Raw genomic sequence first — 25,217 nt, 5'->3', positions numbered from 1 at the left:
CTTGTATCATAAAACAGTTTAAGTCATAAAAAGCCCGCACAGTGCGGGCTGGTGGCTTAACTTCTTCGCTCTTCGTAGCAGCTTAAAACTGAGGCCGCATATCGTGCAGTTAGCTGACATCGAGCCGCTGCGGGATTGTTTTAGTGAATGGCGCTTACACCCAGGGCATTGCTCCTCCTTGCATCGCTCGACCATGCGGGTGTTGATGGTTTCTGTGCGTGCTGCATCGGTTCGGCGGCGGTTACTGGTGTATCCCAGCAGTCGGCAAATCCGGCGATACTCTTTCCCCACCCAGGGTTCAGCGTCTCCATCGCCCAGCATATCTCCCAGCCTTATCAGCTGCAGGTTCAAATATTCTTGATCTGCGTTATCAGTGCTGCCGCTCATAACTTCTTTTTCGCCTCAAACTGGAGTTGTTCTGCCTCTATCGCTTCAGCGCGGTCACGCTCCCGGCAAAGGTGGTCATATTCCGCTTTTACGTCGGTGGGCCATTTGTCCATGTACGGGCCGTACTGCTCAGGGATAGCGATAAGGCGAAGCCTGCGCTCCTGGCGCGGGTTTTTGAGCGCATCGGAAGGGCCGAGTATGGAAAATAGGGCATCGAGGCTCCCTGCCCCCTTTATGCTGGCGATCAGCTGTTCTGCTGATCCTCCAGTTCTGTTAGTCTTCAACATCAGCCTTTTTCCTTTGTAATATCGACTTGGGCAATTTCGGTTTGTTTTTCGTTGGCCGCATGCTCCGCTAATAACTCCTTCCACTTCTCCACCAGCAATAAGCGCGTTGATGATTCATGCCCTGAGTGAAACGCCGTACCGTACCGCAGGCAGCTGTAAGGGCAGCGGATCTCCGCCGAACCGGCGTTCATGCCACGGCTACGCACATTCATTTCAGGGATGCAGCCGCACTTAGGGCACTTCAAATTGCTGAAATCAAATTTTTGCGTCATGGCTGGCCTCGCTGTTTTCCATGCTGCTGATCGCTATTTCATTTTTTTGCGCTGAGTCCACTGCTGGCGCGGGTTTCATGGTGCTTAGCAACTGAGGCATGGCTGTGCTGCAGGCATTAACCACCGTCCATGCATCATGGGTAGACATGCTTACGTAATGACCTGACGCTCCTCTCTCAACATTCCAGCACTCTGATTTTGCCCATGTTTCGAAGACATCTCGCAAATCAGGCGCTGGATGTGGTGCAGTTTCCAGCGCCGCCAACGCCATTTCAAAGAGCGCCGTTTCCTTTCGCGCTATCTCGACATCCTGAAACTTTTTTGCGTACTCAATGCAGCCTTTTGCGTACTCTGCCAACTGCTCATTGGTGAATTCAGCCATCGTTATTCTTCCTCAGTCACTAAGTAGGTTTTATTCCGATTAACGGCCTTTCTCGCTTTCCCGACTTCGATCAGTTCAGTCACGCACTTTTGAAGTTCCGCCGCCCCTTCCGGCTGTTTCTCAGTGAGCTTGTTGATTGAATCGCGTAGGCATTTAGCGCGATAATCAAGTGCGTTCAGGATGTCTACTGACGGCAGTTTTAACTGCAGGGACTCCTCCCGATCTTTTTCAATCGTCATGGTTAGCTTCCTCGCTGGTGCGAAACAGAACTGACTGCTGATAGCCAGTCAGGAACCACAATCCGTCTGCACGCTGGCTCATTTCGTACCAGTCATCCGGGTTGAGGTCAGACACAAGGTTGTCACCACAAATACAAATGTCCGGGCCACGCGGTTCAGCGTCATAGATTGCACCGACGGTAAACCAGTCTGGTTCGGTCGAGCTGACGCATTCCATTTTGGTGGCGTTCGTCGCTCCCCGGCCTTGCGCAGCTGGTGATAAGGACTCAATACTCACTGTTCAATCTCCTCACTTTGCGCCGCCGCCAGCATGGCCTTTAAGGCCTTGCGCATGACGTTAAACGGCACGTCAGCCATCTTGCAGGCTTCCACCAACACGCTGATGGGAGGACGCCCCAGCGCCGCAATCACGCCATCAGGTAGGCCACTGTAGTCAGGAGTCAGGGCAACCATTTCATACCAGGCTGAGCGTATGGCTTGATGGCCTACACCAGCTGCAGCTGCACCGGCATTCGTCATGCCGATCGTTGGGTGTGCCGGTGCAGCCAGTTGGCCGGGAAACAGTTTTTGTGTCAGGTCTGAATAGTTCATGGTCGCCATCCTTCGCAGTTGTAGTCACGACAGCCTTCAAAATCGTAAGGGTTGAATTGCCAGCTGATTCTTCCGCAGTGCGGGCAGTTCCAGCGGATTTTCTCGCTTCGGGTCTTCTGCCTGCGCCTCATCTTTTTCAACCATTCCGGCACCCGCAGCCCCGCGCCCTGAATCATTGTGTGCCGGTTCAGCTGGTGGATACTGAACGTGCGCCGCTTCTTCGCGTCGGCCAGTGCAAACGGCATCCAGACCAGATTGGTTTCGGTTCCGGCTGGGGCGCTGAATACCCGGGCCTTACTAAAATCATCAGTCGGTAGCAGGTCCGACAGCCAGTAAACGTCGTTACCGTTCCAGTTGCCCTTAACAAAAGCGACGTACTCAGTGCAGTCCGGCTCTATCACGCTTTCATAAGGGATATGCTGGTGGTCAACGTGATAAACCGTCAGGCCGTCTACCGCGTCGGCAGATATTGGCTGATCAATTTCACGGCCCAGCTCCCAGCTACGTTGCGCTTCGGCCAGCGTATAAACATGTGCCTCGCTGACGTTGGTGCTGTAGCCGCTGCAGTTATGACGATGGAACGAGGCATTGCTGCCCACGGTTTCACGCGTACACATCATGTAGAAGCGATCGCTCATTGCCCGGCCTCCACGGCATACTTCGCAAAATCCTCATCGCCGGTTTCCCGGTGAGCCAGGTTGCCGACGCTGTTCGTGACGAATTGCCCTTTGGGCAGGAAAGTGCGCGGGAACCGGTTATGCCACTGACCGAACTCGGTTGGTGTACCGTCTTTGAATTTCACCGGTCCGCAGGCAGAGCACAGCAGCATGCCCTTCCGTTCCGGCGCGTAGCTCCAGTCGAAGAATTGGGTAAACAAGCCTTTAAACCCCTGCGATGACAGTACGGTATTCTCACAGCACCCGCAGTTTTCACACTGAAAGAGACTCACTGGCTGGCCTCCTTTGGGCTGGTGGCTTGGACGCGCTTAAATTCAACTACCCACACCCACGGATTGCCCTCCCAGCTCTCCTCTCCGTAGATGCTGCGCCAGATATCACCGAAACCGACACGATAAACAGCCTCTGGAGGCGTTATCTGGTGTGTGCTGGGGGTTACGCCCTCGGCCTGAGCATCGGCCTCGCTTATGTCGTTCAGGCGCTCAACGCGCACGTTGGTGATTTCCAGCAGAATTCGGCATGCCCAGCGCGGCATGTGGATAGATGGACGCCAGGCACCGTCAAACTTTTGATTTTCGGTGTGAGGCTTCCAGTCAGCATCATCAGGTATGGACCACAGACCATAGTCGCCGGGGTGTCGCTCACAGCTGGCGCGGTAAACTCGCGCCGCTGACCTTTCATCGCCTTTACACAGGTTGTCATGCCAGTCCACACAGCAGCCATCTTCATTGCCAAGCAGCGCCCACGTCTCGCGTACCCAGAGGCGATCACCCGGCTGGCCGTATGGACACAGCGAAGGAGCCAGTCTGCAGGTGACGCTTGAGGCTTCGCCATTACGCCCACGAACTACCGGATTAAGCATGCCGCGTTCATGCGATAGCTTGATCAACCGACGCGTCTGACTTTTGCGACCGTCGAGAATAGCTCGCACCATTTCGTCGTTAAAAAACACTGGATAGTCTTTGCTCATAATGATGCAGCCTGGCGATCGGCCAACTCAGAAAGCGGCGTGGCCTGGATTTGTGGCATTAGCGCAGCAAGAAACCCCGTCGTCCGTTTGTTGATGTGCGAGGTATCAAGGGCTTTCACCAGATCGTTAACGTTGATCTGTGTCAGCGGGCGCGTCATCCGGTATCCGCCACCAGGGCCGCGCAGGCTTTCCACCAGCCCAGCGCGACGCAGTGGACTCATAACCTGCTCAATGGCTGAGTTGCTTCTGCCGGTTTTGACAGACAGCTCAGATACCGGCGTTATGTCGGTCGAATTCAGCGCGCACATAATTTCAAAAGCGACTTCATGGCGGGAGGCAATAATCATGGTGTTTCCTTAAGAGTTAGCTGTTACAGCAAAGACACGTAGCTGTTTTTGAAGGTGGAAAGCGCCGGGGAGGTGAGGTGCTCACTCTCCGGGCTGTAATCTGGTGGCCTGTAATCCGCAACCTGCATACAGGTAATGCCCATGCTGCGGATCTCGCGCACCACGTCGTCGTTGTCGTCAAACGCGCAGAAGATATGGGCCGGGCCAATGTTCTTAATCCATTCGGCCTTAACGGCGGCAGGTTCGCGGTGTTCATCCGGGCCGCGCATGATCAGTCGGTCATACGGAATGTTATGGCGAGCCAGCCAGGCGACGGTTTCCGCGCGGGCCACTTCGCCACGGCTGGTAAGAATGAAAATGCGGTAATGCTCACTTAGCGTCATCAGCAGGCGGATAACTGGGGGGATTGGCGCATCGCCACCACACGCCAGACTGTACCGATCCCAGCTTGATGCTATGCGTGCCGTGCTGGCGGGCGGTATCAAATGGGCGCGGTGCCGGGTATCGGCAAGGGTGTCGCACAGGTCAAAAACGATGATGTCGGGAGTAACCATTTGCCTTTCACTCTCTCTGTAAATCCTCATATGTTCAAATGATATTACAGATAGTAATTCTAAGGAAAATATTTTTATCTTTTCCGTATTTCCCCATTAGATAAAGCCAAAACCTTTTGATGTATCAGTATAATTGATCAAGAATCTAAGGAAATTTTTATATGGATTCTGGTTATGGGCATCACAAATGAAAGATATGAGAAGCAACTGCGTGCCGCTGAGCGTGAGCGGGAACGTAAAAAAGCCAAAATGGCTGACCCTGCTTATCAGCAACGTCAAAAGGAAAAACGCCAGGCGTCAGCCGCTCGCCAGCTTGAACGACAGCAGGAAAAGCGAAGAGAAGCCGCATTAGCTCCAAAGGCCGCGCCGGTTGCCATTGTGCGCAAGAAGGCCACGCGCGGGCTGAAAGGCCGAACCCCCACCGCCGACGAAAAACGGGTAATGACAGCCCTCGCCCGCCTGTCCTGTGTCGCCTGCGGGCTGCACGGCGAGGATCAGCCGCTTATCAGTCTCCACCATATCGACGGGCGCGAGAAACCCGGGGCGCATTACCGCGTTCTCCCCCTCTGTAAATGGCACCACCAGCACGCCGCGCCGAAAGAGATCCGGGCGATTTATCCCTGGCTGGTTCCGGTCCACGCGGACGGTAGCTGCGGCGGCAAAACGGCATTTTCTGCCCTGAATGCGAGCGAAGAGGATTTACTGGCGATCGCCTATGAGCGGGCGGGCATTGTGCGGGAGGCTGCGTAATGGCACGCAACACCCTGGCGCGAGAAAGCAACTCCCCCGGCCATCGGTATTATCTGGACCCATTATCCCGGACGCACATCTGCAGCCTGTGTGGCACCTGCGAGCGGCGTAACGGTGTTTTCTGGTGGGCGGGCAAGTGGTCACGCGAGGAGCCACCATGCGGGCATGATAGTCCGCAGCAGCGTACCTGGCATGACAATGCAAACCCGGACCCAGACCCCAATAAAATTTAAAAAAAGTTATTGACCCGTAAAAACACAAAGTACAAACCGTTTATCTTCTCCGCAGCCATTGGTTCCCACGAGGGTACTTTTGACAATTTACTTCCTGCTAAGCGCGGACGGGAAACCAATAGCCAGCAACGGGGCCGCATTAGCGGCCTTTTTGCTTTTCTGAGGGAGAGAACATGGACCAGAAAATTGCCGTTATCACGCTGACGACAGCCCGGCCAATGTATATGACGGCCATCCTGAGCGGCGATAACCTGATTATGTCCGAACCTAAGTCACTGCCAACAAGCCTTGAAGGACAGCGGGCTAAACTCACCCCGGCAATTGCTAAGCTGCGGAAAAGTGGCTTTAAAGTGCTGGTGGATGAGACAAGCGGCGCTATTTCTGCCGCAACCGGCGCAAACCATGTTTCCCTGAAATCACGTTTTAACGACGGGCGCGCCGCCGTAGTAGTGGGCATCGAGCGCTACAACGAAATGCGCCTGCAGAAGACCATTTCCCTGCCGCGCAAGAACCCCGGCGCATACGATATCCCGGCGAGCATTGTTGATATCGAATTCAATGCTAAAGGCGAAGAGGTCTATCGCATTAACTGGATGGATATTCGTCCTGAACATGTGCTGACCATTCTCTGCTGTTACGCGACGGTTTATCACCCGGTGGCGTCCGCTGACTATATCGCGGCCATGACAGGCATGCATGACGAGAAACCGCAAAATAGCTTACTCAAGACGTTCGCAAGGCTCATAACCCACCAGCACGAGGTGAGCGCCGCCGCCGTTCCTGAGTCGTTGGCAGGCACGCGCATAAGCGACAATGAGGTGGTGCTGTGAGTTACAACCGCCTGGACGACCGGACCATTGATGACCCGGTGCTGCTGGCGCTGTTTCATCAGGAAGTCATTGCGCGCGCCACCAGCTATAACGCCGATAACTTCCAATACACTATTAAGCCGGACGAGGTACAGCGCTCAGATCTTTGCGCTTTCCGTGCCTATGAAAACGCGGATTTGCGCTGGGTGTTCCGCCTGCTGGTGGGCCACGAAGCCGAAACCGAGAATATGCCGGTTGGTACCACGCTGACCCTGCCCGCGATTACCTGGTTACGCGATCGCATGCGCGACTATACCGGCGCGCCGGAGTTAGCCAGTGGCTGAGTTTGCACGCGCCAGTAACGGGCGCTATCAGACGGAAGGCCTTTCCTCAAAAGAGTTTGAGCGCCTCTTCTCGCAAATTGAGAGCGACAAACGCAGCAAACGACGCACAGCGCGGCGCACGCTGACCCCGCTCACGCTCAAGAATAAAAACGCTGATGACATCATTGCGCTGGGGAAAAAGAAAAAGGACGGCACATTTTTTACCCCGGAGGATCTGCAGCAGTTCGCCAAAAACCGCAAATTTTTGCGCCAGCAGCTCAATTCCGCCGTTACTGGCATCACCTACGCGCAGCTGGTGGCCGCAAGCCTCGACATTGATATCAAACGAGCAAATAACAAAGTGGATGACGGGAGCGGCATTAAGCGCGCCACGCCCTCCACTTTGAAACACAATCAAATAACCATCAGCGTGGAAGCCTCAGAGCGCAGCGAAGACCAGCATCACAGAGTTAAGGTCCGTTTTGAGGAGTGGGATCAGCTTATCGACGATCTCAGCGATGAGAAAAACGCCACGAAGGTGGCAAAACGACTTTGCGCTGGCCGGGTGTCGTTCGACTGCGATTGTGGTCGTCACCAATACTGGTACCGCTACATTGCCACAGCCGGGAATTTTGCCCTGGCGCCGCCCAAAGAGTACGCCTACCCAAAAATCAAAAACCCGAATTTGTCCGGGCTGGCCTGCAAGCATGTGATCCACGCAATGACCCGGCTTCAATCCTCCAGTTGGCAGTTGAGTATCGGCAAAGCCATGCTCAAAGCCGCTTCCCGGGTGGCATTTGGTGATGACAAACGACGCACAACCCAGCACTTCACCGACAGCGATCGTAAGCAGTTTGCCAAAAACCGTGCGGCTCAGACGGACAAGGCCGCAGCCAGTGCTGAATTCCAGCGTTACCAGAAGCGCCAGCTGGCATTAGGCAAGCAAATTGGCCGTGACACGAAAAAGCTGGAGCAGCTGAGCAAGCAACTGGTGAAAGCCAAAAAGCAGAGCGCCACTCAGCGCGCCCGAAACGCCGAGAAAGAGGCAAAGCTCAAGCAGGAAAAAGAGAAAAACAAGCTTTTAACGCAGCAGCTGGCGGACCAGTTTAAGGTCCAGAAACAGGCCTTTACCGATGCGCTGGTGGCAACGGGAATGAGCCGCACAGAGGCTGAAAAACGATTTATGGATTACGTAAAAAATAAAGGCACTCCAACATGACCGGACCCTATGACCACTGGTTAGACGATGAGGACCAGCCCGTCGCGATCACCCACCAGCCAGCTGCCGCCGCTGAATCCGTTGTTACCGTTCTGGAAGAGACATTCACGCCAGCACCGGTCGAAGAGACGGTGGCCGAGCTGGACCATATAGACGGTGGCGATGATGAGCCGGACGCAGCCAGCCTGCCACCAGAACTGGCCGGGCGCGCTCAGGACACCAGTTTGAAACCCCGCTTTAAAGGCCATGCACCTCTGAATATGACGGTTCGAAAAGACTGGATCAGGGTGATAGAGCTGGACGCGGATAACTTCGACGCCCTGCTGTTCCGCCCAGATCCCGAAGACGTGGGCGAAGTGGACGAGGACACCGGGCTGGAAGGTCCGTCATTTACCGAAATCAACAACAACCAGCGCGACCTGCGCTATCTGGACCCGGTAATGGTCAAGGTGCTGGACTGCCCTGATGAACGGGATTCATTTCATGCCGTTGACGTTGACGGCGAACAGGACGGGTTATCTGAGGAGATCCAGCTCCTGCGCATTGCTGCCGAGGGTGTGAGTGTCGGCTCTATTCTGACGTGGAATGAGGAAATGGCATCCGGGAAGCTGGCGCAGCGCTGGTGGTACGTTCACCGCATATTCAGTTTTGGCACGCAACACGTCGGATCGCTCTACTACTGCATTCCAGCGCGGAATCTGGACTCTACCGAGGGAGGTAAGGTGACGTGAATAAAGAATTACTGGCTCGCCATCGTGAGTGGCGCTTAACCCGCACCGGTAAGTTTGAAGTAACCGGCTTCTCTGCCGTAGATGCTGCCGTGGCTACGAAAATCAGCGACACATTTAGTCGCGTGTCCGTCACGCACCCAGATCCGTCGCGCGCGCGTTTTGCCTCCTTCCTGGCGAGAGCACCTAAAGAGCGCGTTTTTGTCGGCCAGTATGATTCCGTGGTCGAGTTTCTCGCTGCGCTGCGCCGAGCAGCTGCCGGACGTGGCAGTGTGCCGGATGACGTGACGATTAACCGAGACGCCCTGCCGCTGGTCAACATTTCCCGATCTTTTGATCTGGCCTATGAGAGCAATGATTACCAGCGCGATCGGCGTGATGCTGGTTTTATCTTCTGCGATGACGGATTTACACCTGCAGCTGAGATGGAAATCACCCAAGCCACACTAACTTACAACGTATCGCTCATTGCAGCTGAGAAGACCACGCTGGGGCTGATGTGTAACGCCTTTGCCGGGGATTTACGTTTCCTTTCCAACACCAGTTTTCAGGCACAGGAAAAGCTCGTAAACGTCATGGTCGAAGTGGACTGCTGCATTACCGATGCCAAAGATACAGGCTTTTCCGACATATCTCCGCCGCTCACTGAAAATCGCGTTTTTGCCGCCCAGGCGACGATCATGGTGATGGCCGATGTATACCTGGCGTGGGAAGTGGAAGCAACACGTATCCGTATTGAAACCGTCGGCAACCTGTTGAGGTAACTATGGCTCAGCTCCAGCAGTATTTTTTGCAGTCTGCCACGCTCAACGGCCAGGTTATTCCGCGTGATTGGGTAAACAGCACCCTGTATCTCGAAAAGACCAAACTTACCGGGCCGCTGGTGCGTCTCGAAGTGAGGGATGCAACCGGATCGATAACCGACGATTACAAAGCCGCCTACGGGGCAACGCTGGTGGTGGAGTTCGGCGACCCGACCGGCACGCGCGGTACCATCAAAGAGACGTTCTTTGTGACTTCCGCACCCGCACGCGCTGACGTCATCGAGATAATCGGCGTGAGCATGGATTTAAAGCGCGTCAAAACGCCGGTTGCCGGTGCGCGCCTGTATGCGAACCGCCAGCCCGGGGATATTGTGCGTGAGTTCGCTGGTGGGCTGACCGTGGAAGCTGACGCGTTCAAAAAGGCCTGCACCTATCACCTGAACATGGGCGAAAAGCCGTCCGTGGTGCTGAGCCAGGTTGCCAGCGACAACGGCGCGCTGGTCTGGATGGCGCGCGGTAAGTTTTTCGTGAAAGAAATGGCCCGCCTCATCAAGACCAAAGCGGACTTTGTCTACGAGGCTAACAACCCCGCAGCGGCATACACCATCAGCCGACAGCAGCTAATCAATCAGGACTCCGCCGCCACGAATAGCCGTCAGTACCGGTTTGTTGGCTACTCGATGACAGACGGCTTTATGGAGGCCGGAGACGAGACACTGCCGGTTAAGTACGTGTCCGATGCGGACATGGCCACACTGAAAAATATGCAGCAGACGTTGATACCGAAGCTGGATATTGAGGTATCCGGCAACCCGGACATTACCGCAGGCATGGTGATCGGCATCCAGATCCACCGCTACGACAATCAGAACCAGGTGGACGAGTCTCTACCTAAAAACTTCATCGCTGAGCGCGTGGCTCATTATGAGGACCGTATTTCTTACACCACACGCATGATCCTGGGAGTGCCTCACATTGAGTAAGAAGCGTGCTGTTATCGCCGGAACCAAACACCCGGGCGGGCTGATGCGAGCGCAGATCCGCCTGCTACCAGAATGGAACAGCGTACCCGAAGAAAACCTACCGTGGGCGGAATACATGCTCGGGATCGGCAATGCCTTCACGCCAACCAAAACCGGCGATCTGGTCTGGGTGGAGTTTCCGTATACCGATGCCCGGGGAAAGCCGGACACTCGGCGGCCGCTTATCGTAGGCGCAGCACAGGACGCGCCGGGCGGCGTGCCAAACGTTGCGCCGGAGGCATCCGGGCAGGGTGAGCCGTGGACGCCGGGCGAAGTGGATGGCGCACCGGCACGACCCAAAATAGTGTCAACGGAGGATTTTGTAGTCCACCGCAATAACATACTGGAAGTGCGCACAGCGGGCGGCGGGTACGAGATAGCAAATACCGCTGCCGGCGCTCGCGTCGGCATCAACGAATCGGGTGAAATGTATCTCATCGGCCCGGGCAACCTGCTGCTTAATATGGCCGGGGATATTATTGCAAAGGCTGGGGGCAAGATCCTCTTTGAGTCAGGCGCTGAAATGGGCATGACGGCAGGTGCGGAAATGGATTTGCAGGCTGGTGGCGCGCTGACCGGAAAAGCCGCGTCTGTATCATTCTCAAAATAAATAACAGTAATTCTAACGCTTGTTTGATAAATTACCCGTAATTAGTCCATTGGGTAATTTGATAATGAAAACGCCGTTTCTCAAAAACGTCTGTATCTACCGCTTATCCCGGGATTTCCGCATGGACGCGGATACGCTCGAAGCGCAAATGGCGGAATACGCCTTCACCCCTTGCGGCTCGCAGGATATGGGCCGCAGGGGATGGGTGAGCGTCACGCCGGAAAAGCTATTCATTGAGCACGAAGGCAATTTCCTGTTGTGCTGCCAGCACCAGTTTAAGGTGATCCCCCCTTCCGTAATTAACGATGCCGTAGCTGAGCGAGTAGCCAAGATTGAGTCTGACCAGGGGCGCAAAATCCGCCGTGCAGAACGGTTGAGCCTTAAAGATGAGGTGCTTCATACCCTCATTCCGCGCGCGTTCTCAAAGAACACCAGCAATTACATCTGGGTAAATATCGCCCATCAGTTGGTCTTTGTTGAAGCCTCCAGCGCCCGCGCTGCCGAAGATTTAATGGCTCTGCTGCGTAAAACCCTCGGATCGCTGCCTGTTGTGCCGCTGACAATGAGAACCCCCATTGAGCTGACCATCACAGAGTGGTTGAAGAACAATACTCTGCCTGCCGGTTACGCTGCTGGGAGCGACGCCGTGCTTAAAGCTATTCTGGAGAATGGTGGTGCGTTGCGCGTCAGTAAGCAGGACCTTTTAACGGATGAAATAGCAACTCATATAGAGGCGGGAAAACTCGCAACCACGCTGGCGCTGGACTGGCAAAAACGAATCACCTTTCGTCTGACTGACGATATGACGATAAAAGCGATCAACTACGCCGACGACCTGCGCGATCAGAATGACGATATTGAGCGCGAGGATATTCATTCCCGCATAGTTGCTGATTTCATCCTGTTTAAAGCCGAGTTCGGCGCGCTGGTGGCTTCCCTTATGGATGTTCTGGGAGGTGAGTGTGAGCGATAACGTGCAGCTGTTTACCGGTGATTGTTTGGATGTACTCAAAACCCTACCGGATAACTCTTTTGACTCCATCGTGACCGATCCACCCTATGGCTTGTCCTTCATGGGTAAAAAATGGGATTACGACGTGCCGAGCCAGGCGATATGGGAAGAGTGCTTACGCGTCCTCAAACCGGGCGGGCATCTTCTGTCATTCGCCGGTACCCGAACCCAGCACCGCATGGCAGTGCGTATCGAGGACGCAGGCTTTGAGCTGCGCGACATGATGACCATGCTCTACGACACAGAAAACGTATTCAGACAGTTCATCGACACCCTGCTACCAGAGCAGATCAAACTGTTCTCACAGGTGCTTTCCGTTGATGCCCTTATCGCGTGGATCTACGGTAGCGGGTTCCCTAAATCCCACAACCTCAAAGGTGACTGGGAGGGCTGGGGGACAGCACTAAAACCGGCACTGGAACCCATTACCGTCGCCCGCAAGCCTTTCAAAGGCACCGTCGCAGCCAACGTGTTGATACACGGCACTGGGGCGTTGAACATTGATGCCTGCCGGGTACCAGCAGATGCAAATGATGATGGAGTTAAGCGAGCGCGGAAAACTGGATCTACTGATACCGTGGGAAGTTTTGGTTTTCATAGAATCGGTGCTTCTGAACATAACGCTCTAGGCAATTCCGGCCGCTGGCCCGCCAACGTCATCCACGATGGTAGCAAAGGTGTTATGGCTCTTTTCCCTGAAAATGCTGGTGCAGTTGCGCCGGTAAAGGGTACCGAACCATCAGCAGCATCAACAGGCCAGGTGCTCCAAATGCGTAAGCGTGTGGCTACTATACATCACGGCGATCAAGGCAGCGCTGCCCGCTTCTTCTACTGCGCCAAAGCCTCACCCTCTGAGCGTCATCGCGGGTTGCTCAATCCGGGGCCGCAATTCAAACACGGCGCTACACTGCGACAAGTGGAAAACACGACCACCAGCGGCAACGACCATCCGACCGTTAAACCGGTCAAACTAATGCTCTACCTGATAAGACTGATCACTCCACCTGGCGGGCACGTTCTTGACCCGTTCACAGGTAGCGGTTCGACTGGCGTTAGTGCAGTAGAAGGCGGCTTCGCCTTTACCGGCATCGAGCGCGAACCACATTACATGGACATCACCCGCGCACGTATCGGCCATGCTCTGCAGGAGGCCGAATGCACCAGCTGAGTTATGGATCAGTCTGCAGCGGTATTGAAGCGGCCAGCGTAGCCTGGGAGACGCTGGGCCTGAATCCGGCCTGGTTCGCCGAAATTGAAAAATTCCCCTCCGCCGTGCTGGCGCACCATTGGCCGCACATCACCAATCTGGGCGATATGACCAAAATTGCCGCCGCGATCCGTGCGGGTAAAGTGGAAGCGCCCGATATTCTGGTAGGGGGCACTCCCTGTCAGGCATTCAGCATTGCCGGGCTGCGCAAAGGCTTATCCGATGCGCGCGGGCAGTTAACTTTAGCTTTTGTGGAGCTGGCAAATGCCATCGACGACGTTAGAAAAGCCGCAGGTAAACCGCCCTGCATTATCGTCTGGGAAAACGTCCCGGGCGTCCTCACAAGCCAGGATAACGCATTCGGAAACTTCATTGCCGGACTGGCTGGCGCAGATGAAGCAATCGAACCTGGTTCACGACCTAAACCGGGCAAAAACAGCAAATTCTGGCGCTGGCGCAAATCGACCGGTCAGCATGCTCCAAAGTGGGCAAACGCTGGTGGTGCTTATGGACAGCAACGAGCAGTGGCCTGGCGAATCCTCAATGCCCAACACTTCGGAGTGGCCCAACGACGCCGCCGTTGTTTCGTTATCGCAAGTTCTCGAAAAGGATTCGATCCCCTCAAAATACTTGCTGAGTTCGACGGCGTGCGCCGGGATATTACGCCGCGCAGTCAACCGGGGGAGATTGCTTCCACCCTTACTAAAAATGGCGTTGGAGTCGTCGGCGCAGACGACAACCAGGCACAAGCAGGACATCTAATCCCTGCAGCATACGGCGGCGGTAATACTGCCGGTGCCATCAACGTTTCTACTACGCTGACAACCAGCAACCAGCGGATCGACTTTGACACAGAAACCCTGATCACTTTCCCGGCTCATATGTCAGGCACGCAGTTTCAGTCCGGCAACGGCAAGGCCAGCCAGACCATTCAGGCGCACAACCCTACCGCTGTTTGCATGACAGATAGCCTGATGGTGCGCCGTCTCATGCCGCTGGAATGTGAGCGCCTGCAGGGCTTCCCTGAGTCTCATACTGATATCCCCTACAAGGGTAAGCCAGCACAGGACGGTCCGCGTTACCGGGCGATCGGCAACTCGATGGCCGTGCCTGTTATGCGCTGGATCATGACCCGCATTAAAAGCACTCTTTCTGAAAACCAATGGACTGAAAACATGACCGAAACGGCAACGCCGGCACGCACGCGCGCCAGCAAAAAAAATGCCAGTGAAAAGCCAGATCGTAACAAGCCTTTTTTGAAGTGGGCGGGCGGGAAATTCTCACAGCTGGATCAGATCATGCCTTTTATCGGTACCGGTGAACGCCTTATCGAACCGTTCGTGGGCGCTGGCTCAATCTTCCTGAATGCGACAGGCTTTAACCGCTACCTTCTCAGCGATACCAGCACTGACCTGATAAACCTTTATCTGGCTCTACAGGCGGAACCTGCGCGCGTGATCGAAAAAGCGCGACTCATGTTCGCTTCCGGTAACAGCAACGACGCTTTTCTTGATATCCGATCCCGGTTTAACGGTATCCGCTACACCCCGCATGAGCGTGCGGCCGCATTTTTATATATTAACCGGCACTCGTTTAACGGGCTGATGCGCTACAACCTCAAAGGTGAGTACAACGTGGGGTTTGGCAAATACAAAGCCCCCTACTTCCCTAATGACGAGCTGGTAGGTTTTGCTTCGCTGGCGCAGCGCTGTGAGTTCGTGTGCCGCTCATTCGTGGATACGATCCGCCTGGCAGGTAAAGGCGACGTGGTATTTTGCGATCCGCCGTATATGTCACTCCCGGATACGTCCGGGTTCACCCAATACACAACGGTGCCATTTACCGATGAGCACCAGTGGCAGCTGCTGAATGAAATGGTTGCGGCCCACCAGCGTGGCGCGCGGGTGATTGTGACCAACTCAGCACATCCAGAGCTGATTGAAGCCTACAAAAAAGCCGGGTTCAAGATCCATGATTTGTTTGCGCGCCGCTCGATGTCGTGCAAAGGCGATAAGCGAAAAGTGGCAGTGGATATCATGGGGGTGCTGGGATGACCCATAGCGACTTAAACCAGATAGCAAAGCGCTGGCTTCTGCGTGCCCAAAGTGCCAAAGGGCCAGGGTGCAAAATCGCTTTTGTTGAAGTCGGCGCGTTAGGCGACAGCGAACGGGCTGATGCGTGGGGCTATCGCTGGGATTGGGATGGCGGCAGTGTGCTGGTGGAAGTTAAGATAAGCCGGTCTGACTTCCTGCGCGATAAACATAAGCCGCACCGTCAGGCAGGCGGACTGGGCGATTTCAGGTATTACATGTGCCCGGAAGGAGTGATCACCTTGGATGACCTGCCGGAGCGCTGGGGTCTGTTATGGGTGAACAAGCGCGGACACGTCAAACTGATGGCCGGTCATATCTGCTGTCTGGTGGGCAGCAGCTGGGGCGGTGACAGGCCGCTGGTAGACCTATGGCGGCATGACTGTAACAAGGACGTGGAGCGTAGCTTGCTGGCCTATCTGGTTCACCGCGTGGGAGATCCTGATGCACTATTGCAGGAGCAGCGCGGGTACATGCGTCTTAACAGCCAGCAGGCTACACAAATTATTGAGTACGAAAAGCAGGATCGCGCATACCGCAATGAAATTCGCAGCCTACGCATGCAGTTGAAACGCCTTGACTGAGGAGATCCTTCAGGTAGCAGCGGTACATTGCTGTGCCGCCGCCCCCTAAGAATTGTACATGCAAGTCCACCTGCATACGGTTCTGGCGTTTATAAAGCTTCACAATTGCCAACAAACGAAAACTTTCTCATTTAAAATCAATGGGTAACTTCTATTTCTTCCACAATGGCTTCCATGGGGAAAGAACCTTGGAAATAAATCCAATGTTCATCATCGTCTGGTTTCGATGGACAATTTAATACCTCATTTACCCTAAGAATTATAACGCCTGCTTCTTTAAGGGCGGATACCGAAAATTTTATGACATGTCCGTTTAAGTTTTTTTCTCTACCTAAAGCATATTTACGTGCAATTTCAAAGTTCGGTGTAGTGGATATTCCGGGGGATGGATCACCATTCCCTCCATATTCATGAGAGTGAATAGTATTGACGATGTTAGAGCCGTATGTGAAGTCCATGTCACCACACTGTACTCTTTCATCCCCAAACTGCGCTTCACTTTCTGGACCATTTTTAGACCATTTAGGAGCCATTGTTTGCTCCAACGTTTTGCGACAGTCATACCCTCTATAAAGAAATTCTGGTTCCATAACATTCTCGCCGTTCTGTTATTTAGTTAGTATTCACTATCGACATAGCGTGTTAGTCAAGATAACTCTGTAACATTTGCTGCACTACATCACGCCGTCTGTACCCGCTTATCTAATTAAAAAGGCCGCGTTAGCGGCCCCTTTTTATGCTTTGCGCATAAGCGCCATGACCTGATCGGGTGACAGTTCACCCAGCGCCAACAGGCCAGCTTTAATAACATGAGTACGCGTCAGCGTTACTTCACCTTCGGACGCCGCATGCTGCAGGTGCGTGACGATCTGGTTAAGGTAGGCATCTGTCAGTGACACCGTAACAGGCTTGCTCTTGGTTCTGGCCTTTGCACTGGCCTTCACTTGTGAGGGGATCGCTGTTCCAGCATCAACAAATTCGTCCTCGGTGCGTCTTTTAGGCACGTCATTCACACGATTTCTCACAGAATCACCTCTTCTACCAAAGCACGGACCTCGGCTTTTGCCTTGTCGTTTTCCGCTTCAAAAATGGTTGTGCTGGATGCCCAGGTATCACGAAACACTTTGCGATCGCATATACGCGTCTGTGCCTGCGACATAGTAGGGAAGTCTTTCAGCACGTCCGCTGCCTGGTTCCCCTCATCAATAAACATATTGGTTGGCGTCATGTTTAACACCAGCCAGCCGCGCATTTTCTCATTAAACTCCTGCGCGTTTGTGAACACGTCGCAAAGGTGAGGCATGGTATCCAGATCCATCTGAGATGGGCGCAGCGGGGAAAGGAATACGTCTGCGGCCATCAGGCCGGATCGGAGTTCCTGGCTATCACGTCCGGCACAATCAGCAATAACGTAATCGTAATGCTGGTCGTGCTCCAGCAGCATATTTTTAATCTTCCCGGATGCTGACACCACCGGGATATGCGGCAGGTCTTCGCTCCTGCTGTTATACCAGGCCATTACTGATTGCTGATCGTCTGCATCAACGATGATAACGCGATGTCCTAACGACATCAGGAAAGAGCCTATGCTCACGGCCAGCGTGGATTTACCCACCCCACCTTTTTGTGAGCCTACTAAAATAATCATGCCGCCCCCATTGTCACACTGTCATTGTGTAATAGTGTCATACAGTCACACTGCATTATGGTACGACACTATGACGCTGGCAATACTTTTAGCAGGGATATGAGAGGGATTAAATCAGATGCCAGTCAAAGGCTTGCTGGTCAGCGACAGAAGGCAGGTATGCACAGCGGCCACCAGCTACATCGTTAAAAATCATATCGTCACCTTCGAGGGTGACATGTTCTGCAGGATTCCAGCATTCACGTCGGCAGTATTTTGAAGCGCTGATAAAAAAGAGGCCATTTATTGCGGCGTTTATATCCAGGCCAGACTCGCCAGGGAGGGCGAACAAAGGGTGTTTTATGGGGGGAAGGTGCGACACGGTAAAATTCCTCGGTTGGTATTGCGATCACCACCAGGTATTTACGTCCACAAAAAAATGGTGGTGACACTGACAGGAGTGGAAATACCGGCGCGAAAGAATACCGGCCAGCCCGAAAGCTGCCCTGCCAGCGCCACCATAATTCGCACGGATCTGTGCCGTTTAGGTACGCTGACGCAACGGCATAAAATCAGGCGATATTCTCGCCATATGCCGTCTTTCGCATTTCCGGGTTTCCACGCCCGACAGGCTATGTGGCCTGCGGGGGCAAATATAACAATCGGTTTCCGATTTGCAAGAAATAGCAGTATGTAACGCTTAAATCCAAGCGAAGCACCTCACGAACAACCGCTTGTAGCCAGACCAAAAACCTTATATTAATATAAGGTTTAAGTTGACAGGATAAGGGTTTAGACTTATATTTTGATTATCCCATAGGGGTGTGCTTTCAAAATTGGGAGTTTACGGTGAAAGTTGAATGGACTAAATGCGCGCTTCACCAGTTAGTCAAAATAGATACCCGGTACCAAAAAACCATCAAGGATAAGATCGGGATGTTAACTGATTTTCCTGCGGTGAATCTGGATATCAGAAAGTTGGCTGGCATGGAGTTTAAGTACCGAATAACTATCGGTCCTTATAGAGTTATCTTCGAGTTAGATAAAGCACCTAAGATTATCGAAATTCAGGAAATTTTGCGTAGAACCAGTAAGACGTACTAGGACTGAGGTGGGGAGATCCCCCACCCTTTCCACATAACCGTAACCCTGGCGCGAAGCTAGTGTTCAAAGAAACTAAACACTTAAAACCGATGAGTTATTTCCCAAAATGAGTATCTAAACCCGTAGTTTTACTTAGAGATTAGAGATTATGCAAAAGGTACAATTTATGTTTGATGAACACGGAAATCGTACTTCCGCTGTTCTTCCTATTGAAATGTATCAGGAGTTATTAGATGCCGCTGAGCGTGAAGATGACTATGTTACAGTCCCTTACGTAAGCCGCGAAGATGATAATGAGACTATCCCTCACGATGTCATCAGCATAATGATAGATGAACAAGTTACATTGCAGGCCGCCTGGCGCATTTACCGTCGCATGTCCCAGGTTGAAGTTGCCGAGAAATTAGGTATTAAGCAGTCTGCGGTTTCCCAACTGGAAAAATCTGCCAATCCTCGTTCAAACACGTTATCAAAACTGGCGGAATTGTACGAATGCCGCCCGTCCCAGCTAACGCTGAACTAATAAAGACCCGCCAGCTGGCGGGTTTTTTTATGTCCTAAACCACAACCTCCCTATCCTAACTCCTGTTCTCACTACAGGAGGCATCATGAGCGCAGCAGGCACTATCGACTCTATCTGTTCAGGGCACGGTGCATTCCCACCACGTAAAACCGCCGAGGCCGAGCCATTTTTGAAAATTAATGGCAAGGCCGTGCTGGTGGACGGCAATTTGTTCCCGGACCACTCAGACGGCAATTCATCCCACAGCGGCGTGGCCGTGTCCACGCGCCCGTGGTTTACGGTGAACGGAAAGGCAATTGTGTGCGTGTCGGACCCGGTTTCCTGCGGTTCGGTTGTGGCAACCGGTGACGGATTTTTTCAGGTGGCATGATGTTAGACGACGACAAACAAATTGAGGCTTTCAGCATCCTCAACGCCCAGGGCGCGGTAACACCGCTACCCATTACCGTATGCGGGGAGATCGTTACGCTGGCGGGTGCGCTGGTACAAACTCTTACCCCTTTACTGGTGGCGGGTACGCCCTACCCGGCATCCATTACTGGCTATACAGCCAAAATAGCGGGCTATATGAGCCAGGCCACACAGGCGGGAAGCGCAGCCGGGGCATTCAGTAAAGCTTTGGAACCCTATATCACCCCGTCAGAATTACTGCAGATGAAAATTGGCTGGGAGTGCTATGCAAAGGGCAACCGGCTAAATCCACCTCCAGCTTTTCCGCTGGTGGCCGCGCTTAATGATCGTGTTACAAGCCAGGCGCTGCGCGATGCGCTAAGCGCCGTTAGAACACCTGATCTCGTCAAGGCGATGACATCCATTAATACCCTGCTCGCGGTGCCAGCCACGCCGCCAGAAGGCGGTGTAGTTGCTCCTACTCCGGCGCTGAGCGAAAAACAAGTTGAGGATTTACGCCTGGCAGTAGTCGCGCTCGATGCGCAGTTTTCCCCGGTCGCTAATAACACGACGTTAACGACTAATTACACAAACCAGGTAAACCAGGCGACAGGCACGGCAAAGCAATCTCTCAACAATGCCGTCGCCATTACGTTAACCGTTGGCCTGACCAGCGATCCGGTTATGGCGCATGCCATTTCCGCGATCATGCCACCAGGCGTTATTAGCGCACTCAAAGAGGATTAAAAATGCTTTCAGGAGTGAAAGGCCCGCTGATGGCCGCAGCTCTCGCCCTGTTTAGTTATGGGCTTATTCAGGCTTATACCGCTGTAACGGATCATCTGGACTACGTGGATGCACTGGAAAAAGAGACGGGGAAACTGACAGAGGAAAACGACACTCTTAACGGGCAAGTAGGCTCGCTCAAACAGGCCACGGTGCAGCAGCAGGATCATATCGGCGTGCTGGAAACTGAACTGGCAACCCGGGAGGCTGCACTCCAAGAGCATCTTACCCGCCAAAAAGACCTTGAAACCCGACTGGCAAAACTCAGCGAGGATAGCCGAAATGCCATTATCAATATCACAAGTGAAATTAAGCGCGCTGGTCTGCAAGGTTTGCGTGTGCCTGACTCTGTTATCAGGATGCAGCGAGCGCGCGCCAGGCAAATCAACGCCGGAAATTATAACAACAACGAAAGTGGTAACGCTGCCCCAGAAGCAGGCGATGCCGTATCTACAGTGCCTGATACCCGAGGATAGCCCGGAATACCTGGAGCAGTACCCGGCGTATACGGAAGTGCTGTACGACGCTTTTGAACAGTGTAACGCGCGCAACCAGCTGCGTAACGATTACAATATGAAGTTATGACAGTATGACTGTAAGAAGGGCTGCAAAACGCCGCCCTTCGCAAGCAACTGTATCAATAATGCCTTTGGGCACGCATGCTGGTTTCATTTAGATTGATTTCAGAGTAATGCGAATTTATCAATTCGCAAAAATCCCTAATCCTAACTCTGAGATCTCTGATCTGACCTGTGATTTTATCATATAAATCATGTTCCTCTTGATTTCGGCAAAAGTCTCCAGGGGTGTGAAAACTGTAAGTGTCACTATGTGACAAATAATCATATGGCGCATCCCTGAACGAAACCATTAAATCGCTCCATGCCACAACGAGAGCCTCTGTAATATTCGACAAAGCGGGATCACTCAAGGTAAACACAGGTGATGAGTAGACAGAATATATATTGCTGTACTCATAAGTTATTAATGAGTGAATATATTTTGCATCCCATCTTAAATGCTCAATTGTTGATGGAAAGTCTATAACATCGAGCAGCGCCAACAAATTTGAGATATCTCGACTTCGTAACCGTTCCTCTCTCGTTGGTTCGGTTTGGTCAAACATTTGTGGGTAATGCTGCCTAAGTACGGCAGGATCTTTCGTTAAATCTGCTGTTATATCATCCCAAAACTCGACGCTAATCGGGAATTTTCCTTGCTGCTGCCTCGTGACATTAAATTGCCTGACGAAGGCCTGAATGGTAGCGTCTCTTGGTGCTGTTGTGGCAATGTAAAGGACCTTTATTTCTGGTCTGAATTTTTCGGCCTTTTCTACCTCATCCACTATAGTTTGCTGATTTATTCCCAAAACGGTATTTTTGCACTGGATACCAACGAATTGTGCGAATGAGTCATTGCCATAAACATCAACCCCATCTTGCTTTTGCCCTGCCCTGCCATGCCTGGTCAAATTATGGGTAGACCATCTTAATTGGAAGGAGCTTTTGCAAATGTCTTCAAATTCATCCCATGACTTAGGGACGTTTAATCTCATGGTATTGTATGTAACCATCTACTAATCCTTAATTAAGGTAGTTTATTATTCTAATTACGTGCTTAAATTCTTAACCGACAGGCACATTAAAAATTAAACGCCAGACGGTTTTAACTTGGGATGTCGCTTATGAATTATCAAATAGTTTTCACGTTCCTTTTTGGTAAGCGAAAACTCCAGATAGCCAATGGTTTGAAGCTGTTCTAACGCTTTTTTGATGGTTCGATTTTGTTCACTGACACTGGACGCCAGTGAAAGGCGCTCACGCAGCCGGGAAAAAGAAACAGGGATAGGGCTGGCTGGCAAACTTTCGATGAAGGTGTAGATGGCCTGAGCAGCTTCCTTCTTGGGGAGTGCCTTGATCGCGTGCTGCTGGAGCAATACCCGGTAGTCCAGCTGAAACAGTTCCCACAACTTTTCATCAGCCTCCAGCTCAACAATGTCACGATCAGCATCAAAGTAGCCAGTTTTCAGTAAGCCGGTTTGGTAGCTTCCCCGGGCATCTTCCCCACGCTTGAACGATATGGATTTGTTACGCAGCTTACCCAGGGATTCATGTATGGATAGCCTCAGACGCCCGTCTATACGTTTTGCTGAGAACCCACACCCTTTTGCAAAGTCAGAAAATTTCAGCTGAATCTTGTTCGTTTTAAGGCCGTGCTTACTAAACGCAAAGATCACCCCTATCCACACCTTAAAATCCACATCCATATCGAGGCGAGGTCCGCCAATCTTTATATTGTCGTAGCCCTCAGCGCGGGCCAACTCCAACTGTGAGAAGAGTTCGGAGGCGTCAACGATGTTGTTGTTACCCTGGGATTTTGTGGGCTTCGGAACGAAAACACCCAGCCGCATCAATGCCACTGGCTGAACCGTATTATTGGAATTAACTGTTAACTGTTTTTCCCGAGATTCCATGTCGCTGAATAGCGCATCAGAGATAAAAGTTTTATCAGTCATACGGTTGCCTTAAATAATTGGGCCTGTGACATCATGTGAATAAAAGGATCGCTTATCCCGCCAGCACACACCTTACATCCCGCCAGCACACACATTCAACCCTCCAGCACACATATTCCTCCCACCAGCGCACATATTCATCCCGCCAGCACACATCTGGACAGGCTTCTAAGCCAGACGGGGCGCGGCTCTCAGGCGTCAGGGATCTGTTTGGAACTGTTTGGGATCTATTTGGGATCTATTTACTGGATCTATCAAGTGGATATGTGGATAAACAACCTTACAGATGTGCGCTGATGGGCAACTCGCCCATCTAACATGTGCGCTGGCGGGATAGAAGGCAGAATTAGGCCTGTCACGTTCGAAACATGGGCATTCAGCCTTAGAATTTCCCACCAGCACACATCTAAACGCACGATGCTTCCCTGCAGCACACATTCTCAGGACCGCTCCCGCCAACGCACATATTCATCCCCCCAGCACACATTTAAAACCGGGCAAGAGGAATATCTTTCCAGCGGGTAGTGTAGGCAGGTGAAAGCATTTCACGCTTCATCTGCCAGTCTGGTGCAATCCCTCTTCCCGCAAACCATACATGTGCTAATCCTGAGTTGTTAATCCCATCAAGAACCTTCATGAGCTGATCGCTATTGGCCCGGGGTTGAACATCGTCAAACAAGGTCAACTGGCTCACTCCAGACGGCACGAAATCGTTAAGCATGACTCCGGCTTTAGCATAACGATGTCCGTCTACCCATATGCGGTCCAGCGCGCGTACAGCTGCATTGATAACGTCTCGGCTGTCTCTGGTTGCTATGACCAGTTTTTCACTCGCCACGTTGCCGTAATACGGCTCATGGACGTTAAATGGGGATGTTTTGATGAATGCTGAGATATGTCGGCAATATTGACCCTCCAATCGCAACTTTTCAGCGGCACGTTCAGCATACTGACATATTGCCTGCCTCATCTCGTCATAGGTGGTGATCCGTTGACCAAAAGATCGGCTGCATACAATCTGCTGTTTAGCTGGTGGTGCTTCCTCAAGATTTATGCAACTTTCACCACATAACTCCCGGACGGTTCGCTCCAGCACCACGCTGAAATTCTTGCGGATGAATGCCGGGTGCGTGCGAGCCAGCTCAAGTGCCGTGGTGATCCCCAGCGCATTTAGTTTTTTGGAGATCCGCCCGCCAACGCCCCATAACTCATTAACCGGCATCAGCGACAACATTTTATCAATACGATTGCGGTTGCCCGGCGTTAACGCCAGGACGCCGCCGAATTGCGGCCATTCTTTCCCGGCCCACTGAGCGGCCTTCGCCAGCGTCTTCGTGGGACCCATGCCCACACCAATAGTTAGTCCGGTAGATAACCGGACGTGATCGCGCAGCTGGTGGCCGAATTCCTCAAAAGTCATGCAGCCATTAATGCCCCGTACATCAAGAAACATTTCGTCCACTGAATACTGTTCAACCCGGGGAGACAATTCTTCAAGGCAACGCATCACGCGGGCGCTCATGCTTGCATACAGCGCATAATTGCTTGAAAAGGTGATCACTGGCTCCGGGAATTGCATGGTTTTGAGCTGGAACCAGGGAACCCCCATCTTGATACCTAGCCGCTTCGCTTCCTTCGATCTTGCAATTATGCAGCCATCGTTATTTGAAAGAACGACGACAGGCTTATGCCGCAGATCCGGCCGGAAAGCCTTTTCACAGCTGGCGTAAAAGCTGTTCACATCAGCCAGCGCGAACATTACGCCTGGCCCCGGGTAGTGTGAACAAAATGGGTGACAACCCCGAATATGCAAAGCGTGTCTGGATCGGGATAAATTGCTGAGTAGGCAGAATTCATTGGCTGTAGCGCCAGCTTCGGTCTGGTCAGTAGCTGCTTAACGGTAAACCCGCCATCAACCTCGGCAATGACGATATCACCGTGCTCAGGGCGCAATGAACGATCCACCACCAGCAGGTCCCCATCTTTGAGGCCGATATCATTCATGCTATTGCCACTTGCGCGCACAAAGAATGTCGCTGCCGGGTGACGAATACAGTATTGGTTTAAATCAAGCTCTGCCTCCACGTAGTCTTGGGCGGGGCTGGGAAACCCAGCGGCACATTTCTCAAGGAAAAGCGGGATAGCGAGTCGTTCTGGATTATTTATTGGAGTTATCAGTAACATAAGAAACATATCCGAATGTTTAAGCACTGTA

Annotated in this window: 38 protein-coding genes; 17 read left to right on the top strand and 21 right to left on the bottom strand. The window is 52.6% G+C overall.

The annotated features are described in order from the left end of the window. Nucleotides 1–18: 18 nt before the first annotated feature. From FHN83_RS26945 to FHN83_RS26890, 12 genes are all read right to left on the bottom strand, one after another. Entirely contained in the window at nucleotides 19–387 is a 369-nt protein-coding gene (locus FHN83_RS26945) for a hypothetical protein (RefSeq protein WP_139565605.1), read from the bottom strand. After that, a complete protein-coding gene (locus FHN83_RS26940) occupies nucleotides 384–674 on the bottom strand; it encodes a hypothetical protein (protein ID WP_139565604.1) in 291 nt (96 codons plus the stop codon). The genes FHN83_RS26945 and FHN83_RS26940 overlap by 4 nt, the downstream gene beginning before the upstream one ends. Beyond that, the gene (locus tag FHN83_RS26935; RefSeq protein ID WP_139565602.1) at nucleotides 674–946 is read right to left on the bottom strand and encodes a hypothetical protein; all 273 of its coding nucleotides are present in this window, start codon (nucleotides 944–946) and stop codon (nucleotides 674–676) included. Before FHN83_RS26935 ends, FHN83_RS26940 begins: the two co-directional genes overlap by 1 nt. After that, on the bottom strand, nucleotides 930–1,328 hold the full coding sequence (locus FHN83_RS26930) for a hypothetical protein (RefSeq protein WP_139565601.1): 399 nt from the start codon (nucleotides 1,326–1,328) through the stop codon (nucleotides 930–932). The genes FHN83_RS26935 and FHN83_RS26930 overlap by 17 nt, the downstream gene beginning before the upstream one ends. A 2-nt stretch (nucleotides 1,329–1,330) precedes the next feature. After that, nucleotides 1,331–1,567: a hypothetical protein gene (locus FHN83_RS26925; protein WP_139565600.1), complete on the bottom strand. Its 237-nt coding sequence runs from the start codon at nucleotides 1,565–1,567 to the stop codon at nucleotides 1,331–1,333. Next, the gene (locus FHN83_RS26920; RefSeq protein WP_139565650.1) at nucleotides 1,557–1,784 is read right to left on the bottom strand and encodes a hypothetical protein; all 228 of its coding nucleotides are present in this window, start codon (nucleotides 1,782–1,784) and stop codon (nucleotides 1,557–1,559) included. The genes FHN83_RS26925 and FHN83_RS26920 overlap by 11 nt, the downstream gene beginning before the upstream one ends. A gap of 56 nt (nucleotides 1,785–1,840) precedes the next feature. After that, the gene (locus tag FHN83_RS26915) at nucleotides 1,841–2,158 is read right to left on the bottom strand and encodes a hypothetical protein (RefSeq protein ID WP_139565598.1); all 318 of its coding nucleotides are present in this window, start codon (nucleotides 2,156–2,158) and stop codon (nucleotides 1,841–1,843) included. Further along, complete coding sequence (locus FHN83_RS26910) at nucleotides 2,155–2,796, bottom strand: hypothetical protein (RefSeq protein ID WP_139565596.1); 642 nt, start codon at nucleotides 2,794–2,796, stop codon at nucleotides 2,155–2,157. Before FHN83_RS26910 ends, FHN83_RS26915 begins: the two co-directional genes overlap by 4 nt. Then, the gene (locus tag FHN83_RS26905) at nucleotides 2,793–3,035 is read right to left on the bottom strand and encodes a hypothetical protein (RefSeq protein WP_255296775.1); all 243 of its coding nucleotides are present in this window, start codon (nucleotides 3,033–3,035) and stop codon (nucleotides 2,793–2,795) included. Before FHN83_RS26905 ends, FHN83_RS26910 begins: the two co-directional genes overlap by 4 nt. A 68-nt stretch (nucleotides 3,036–3,103) precedes the next feature. Beyond that, nucleotides 3,104–3,805, bottom strand: coding sequence for a hypothetical protein (locus tag FHN83_RS26900; RefSeq protein WP_139565592.1), 702 nt, complete (start codon nucleotides 3,803–3,805; stop codon nucleotides 3,104–3,106). Further along, a complete protein-coding gene (locus FHN83_RS26895) occupies nucleotides 3,802–4,152 on the bottom strand; it encodes an RrF2 family transcriptional regulator (RefSeq protein WP_139565590.1) in 351 nt (116 codons plus the stop codon). The genes FHN83_RS26900 and FHN83_RS26895 overlap by 4 nt, the downstream gene beginning before the upstream one ends. Nucleotides 4,153–4,175: 23 nt before the next feature. Further along, nucleotides 4,176–4,706: a polynucleotide kinase gene (locus tag FHN83_RS26890; RefSeq protein WP_139565588.1), complete on the bottom strand. Its 531-nt coding sequence runs from the start codon at nucleotides 4,704–4,706 to the stop codon at nucleotides 4,176–4,178. Nucleotides 4,707–4,880: 174 nt separating this feature from the next. On the opposite strand from FHN83_RS26890, the gene FHN83_RS26885 reads away from it, so the two are divergent. From FHN83_RS26885 to FHN83_RS26825, 12 genes are all read left to right on the top strand, one after another. After that, entirely contained in the window at nucleotides 4,881–5,456 is a 576-nt protein-coding gene (locus FHN83_RS26885; RefSeq protein WP_255296774.1) for a Ref family recombination enhancement nuclease, read from the top strand. A 406-nt stretch (nucleotides 5,457–5,862) separates the two neighbouring features. Beyond that, entirely contained in the window at nucleotides 5,863–6,519 is a 657-nt protein-coding gene (locus FHN83_RS26875; RefSeq protein WP_139565585.1) for a maturation control protein, read from the top strand. Next, nucleotides 6,516–6,842 (top strand): baseplate protein, encoded by a 327-nt coding sequence (locus FHN83_RS26870; RefSeq protein WP_139565584.1) that lies wholly within the window; start codon nucleotides 6,516–6,518, stop codon nucleotides 6,840–6,842. The genes FHN83_RS26875 and FHN83_RS26870 overlap by 4 nt, the downstream gene beginning before the upstream one ends. Then, the gene (locus tag FHN83_RS26865; RefSeq protein WP_139565582.1) at nucleotides 6,835–8,040 is read left to right on the top strand and encodes a phage tail protein; all 1,206 of its coding nucleotides are present in this window, start codon (nucleotides 6,835–6,837) and stop codon (nucleotides 8,038–8,040) included. The genes FHN83_RS26870 and FHN83_RS26865 overlap by 8 nt, the downstream gene beginning before the upstream one ends. Then, a complete protein-coding gene (locus tag FHN83_RS26860) occupies nucleotides 8,037–8,771 on the top strand; it encodes a phage tail protein (protein ID WP_139565580.1) in 735 nt (244 codons plus the stop codon). Before FHN83_RS26865 ends, FHN83_RS26860 begins: the two co-directional genes overlap by 4 nt. Next, entirely contained in the window at nucleotides 8,768–9,532 is a 765-nt protein-coding gene (locus tag FHN83_RS26855) for a baseplate (protein WP_139565578.1), read from the top strand. Before FHN83_RS26860 ends, FHN83_RS26855 begins: the two co-directional genes overlap by 4 nt. Nucleotides 9,533–9,534: 2 nt before the next feature. Next, nucleotides 9,535–10,515 carry a tail length tape measure protein gene (locus tag FHN83_RS26850; protein ID WP_139565576.1) on the top strand — a complete coding sequence of 327 codons (981 nt, stop codon included), beginning with the start codon at nucleotides 9,535–9,537 and terminating at the stop codon, nucleotides 10,513–10,515. Further along, on the top strand, nucleotides 10,508–11,164 hold the full coding sequence (locus FHN83_RS26845; RefSeq protein WP_255296773.1) for a baseplate protein: 657 nt from the start codon (nucleotides 10,508–10,510) through the stop codon (nucleotides 11,162–11,164). Before FHN83_RS26850 ends, FHN83_RS26845 begins: the two co-directional genes overlap by 8 nt. A 64-nt stretch (nucleotides 11,165–11,228) precedes the next feature. After that, the gene (gene rdgC, locus FHN83_RS26840) at nucleotides 11,229–12,137 is read left to right on the top strand and encodes a recombination-associated protein RdgC (RefSeq protein ID WP_139565574.1); all 909 of its coding nucleotides are present in this window, start codon (nucleotides 11,229–11,231) and stop codon (nucleotides 12,135–12,137) included. Then, nucleotides 12,127–13,344, top strand: coding sequence for a DNA-methyltransferase (locus tag FHN83_RS26835; RefSeq protein WP_255296772.1), 1,218 nt, complete (start codon nucleotides 12,127–12,129; stop codon nucleotides 13,342–13,344). Before rdgC ends, FHN83_RS26835 begins: the two co-directional genes overlap by 11 nt. Next, a complete protein-coding gene (locus tag FHN83_RS26830) occupies nucleotides 13,332–15,437 on the top strand; it encodes a Dam family site-specific DNA-(adenine-N6)-methyltransferase (protein WP_176556554.1) in 2,106 nt (701 codons plus the stop codon). The genes FHN83_RS26835 and FHN83_RS26830 overlap by 13 nt, the downstream gene beginning before the upstream one ends. Continuing rightward, the gene (locus FHN83_RS26825; protein WP_139565570.1) at nucleotides 15,434–16,057 is read left to right on the top strand and encodes an adenylosuccinate synthase; all 624 of its coding nucleotides are present in this window, start codon (nucleotides 15,434–15,436) and stop codon (nucleotides 16,055–16,057) included. The genes FHN83_RS26830 and FHN83_RS26825 overlap by 4 nt, the downstream gene beginning before the upstream one ends. Nucleotides 16,058–16,194: 137 nt before the next feature. Here FHN83_RS26825 and FHN83_RS26820 read toward each other — a convergent pair whose 3' ends face one another. The 5 genes from FHN83_RS26820 to FHN83_RS28760 form a co-directional block, all read right to left on the bottom strand. Beyond that, nucleotides 16,195–16,647, bottom strand: coding sequence for a hypothetical protein (locus tag FHN83_RS26820; RefSeq protein ID WP_139565568.1), 453 nt, complete (start codon nucleotides 16,645–16,647; stop codon nucleotides 16,195–16,197). Between the two features lie 144 nt (nucleotides 16,648–16,791). Beyond that, nucleotides 16,792–17,082, bottom strand: coding sequence for a hypothetical protein (locus tag FHN83_RS26815; RefSeq protein WP_139565567.1), 291 nt, complete (start codon nucleotides 17,080–17,082; stop codon nucleotides 16,792–16,794). Then, nucleotides 17,079–17,705 (bottom strand): AAA family ATPase, encoded by a 627-nt coding sequence (locus FHN83_RS26810; RefSeq protein ID WP_139565565.1) that lies wholly within the window; start codon nucleotides 17,703–17,705, stop codon nucleotides 17,079–17,081. The genes FHN83_RS26815 and FHN83_RS26810 overlap by 4 nt, the downstream gene beginning before the upstream one ends. Before the next feature lie 109 nt (nucleotides 17,706–17,814). Continuing rightward, nucleotides 17,815–18,066, bottom strand: a complete 252-nt coding sequence (locus tag FHN83_RS26805; protein ID WP_139565563.1) for a hypothetical protein — start codon at nucleotides 18,064–18,066, stop codon at nucleotides 17,815–17,817. A 41-nt stretch (nucleotides 18,067–18,107) separates the two neighbouring features. After that, nucleotides 18,108–18,257: an ash family protein gene (locus tag FHN83_RS28760; RefSeq protein WP_419146428.1), complete on the bottom strand. Its 150-nt coding sequence runs from the start codon at nucleotides 18,255–18,257 to the stop codon at nucleotides 18,108–18,110. A gap of 249 nt (nucleotides 18,258–18,506) precedes the next feature. Here FHN83_RS28760 and FHN83_RS26795 point away from each other — a divergent pair, with 249 nt between their 5' ends. From FHN83_RS26795 to FHN83_RS26775, 5 genes are all read left to right on the top strand, one after another. Next, on the top strand, nucleotides 18,507–18,788 hold the full coding sequence (locus FHN83_RS26795) for a type II toxin-antitoxin system RelE/ParE family toxin (RefSeq protein ID WP_327062117.1): 282 nt from the start codon (nucleotides 18,507–18,509) through the stop codon (nucleotides 18,786–18,788). Between the two features lie 166 nt (nucleotides 18,789–18,954). Next, the gene (locus tag FHN83_RS26790) at nucleotides 18,955–19,311 is read left to right on the top strand and encodes a helix-turn-helix domain-containing protein (RefSeq protein ID WP_225988006.1); all 357 of its coding nucleotides are present in this window, start codon (nucleotides 18,955–18,957) and stop codon (nucleotides 19,309–19,311) included. 85 nt (nucleotides 19,312–19,396) lie between these two features. Further along, a complete protein-coding gene (locus FHN83_RS26785) occupies nucleotides 19,397–19,681 on the top strand; it encodes a PAAR domain-containing protein (protein WP_139565558.1) in 285 nt (94 codons plus the stop codon). Beyond that, nucleotides 19,681–20,448, top strand: a complete 768-nt coding sequence (locus FHN83_RS26780; RefSeq protein ID WP_139565556.1) for a hypothetical protein — start codon at nucleotides 19,681–19,683, stop codon at nucleotides 20,446–20,448. Before FHN83_RS26785 ends, FHN83_RS26780 begins: the two co-directional genes overlap by 1 nt. Before the next feature lie 2 nt (nucleotides 20,449–20,450). After that, nucleotides 20,451–20,963, top strand: a complete 513-nt coding sequence (locus tag FHN83_RS26775) for a hypothetical protein (protein WP_139565555.1) — start codon at nucleotides 20,451–20,453, stop codon at nucleotides 20,961–20,963. 161 nt (nucleotides 20,964–21,124) lie between these two features. On the opposite strand, the gene FHN83_RS26770 is transcribed toward FHN83_RS26775, so the two are convergent. The 4 genes from FHN83_RS26770 to umuD all read right to left on the bottom strand — a co-directional run bounded on the left by FHN83_RS26770 (nucleotide 21,125) and on the right by umuD (nucleotide 25,195). After that, nucleotides 21,125–22,060 carry a hypothetical protein gene (locus FHN83_RS26770; RefSeq protein WP_139565553.1) on the bottom strand — a complete coding sequence of 312 codons (936 nt, stop codon included), beginning with the start codon at nucleotides 22,058–22,060 and terminating at the stop codon, nucleotides 21,125–21,127. Nucleotides 22,061–22,135: 75 nt separating this feature from the next. Then, a complete protein-coding gene (locus FHN83_RS26765) occupies nucleotides 22,136–23,002 on the bottom strand; it encodes a RepB family plasmid replication initiator protein (protein ID WP_139565552.1) in 867 nt (288 codons plus the stop codon). 487 nt (nucleotides 23,003–23,489) lie between these two features. Beyond that, nucleotides 23,490–24,761, bottom strand: coding sequence for a Y-family DNA polymerase (locus tag FHN83_RS26760; protein WP_139565551.1), 1,272 nt, complete (start codon nucleotides 24,759–24,761; stop codon nucleotides 23,490–23,492). After that, the gene (umuD, locus tag FHN83_RS26755; protein WP_139565549.1) at nucleotides 24,761–25,195 is read right to left on the bottom strand and encodes a translesion error-prone DNA polymerase V autoproteolytic subunit; all 435 of its coding nucleotides are present in this window, start codon (nucleotides 25,193–25,195) and stop codon (nucleotides 24,761–24,763) included. The genes FHN83_RS26760 and umuD overlap by 1 nt, the downstream gene beginning before the upstream one ends. Nucleotides 25,196–25,217 lie beyond the last annotated feature (22 nt).

It is taken from the genome of Leclercia adecarboxylata (assembly GCF_006171285.1).
GTDB lineage: Bacteria > Pseudomonadota > Gammaproteobacteria > Enterobacterales > Enterobacteriaceae > Enterobacter > Enterobacter barmai.
This window is presented reverse-complemented; position numbering and strand designations above follow the sequence as displayed.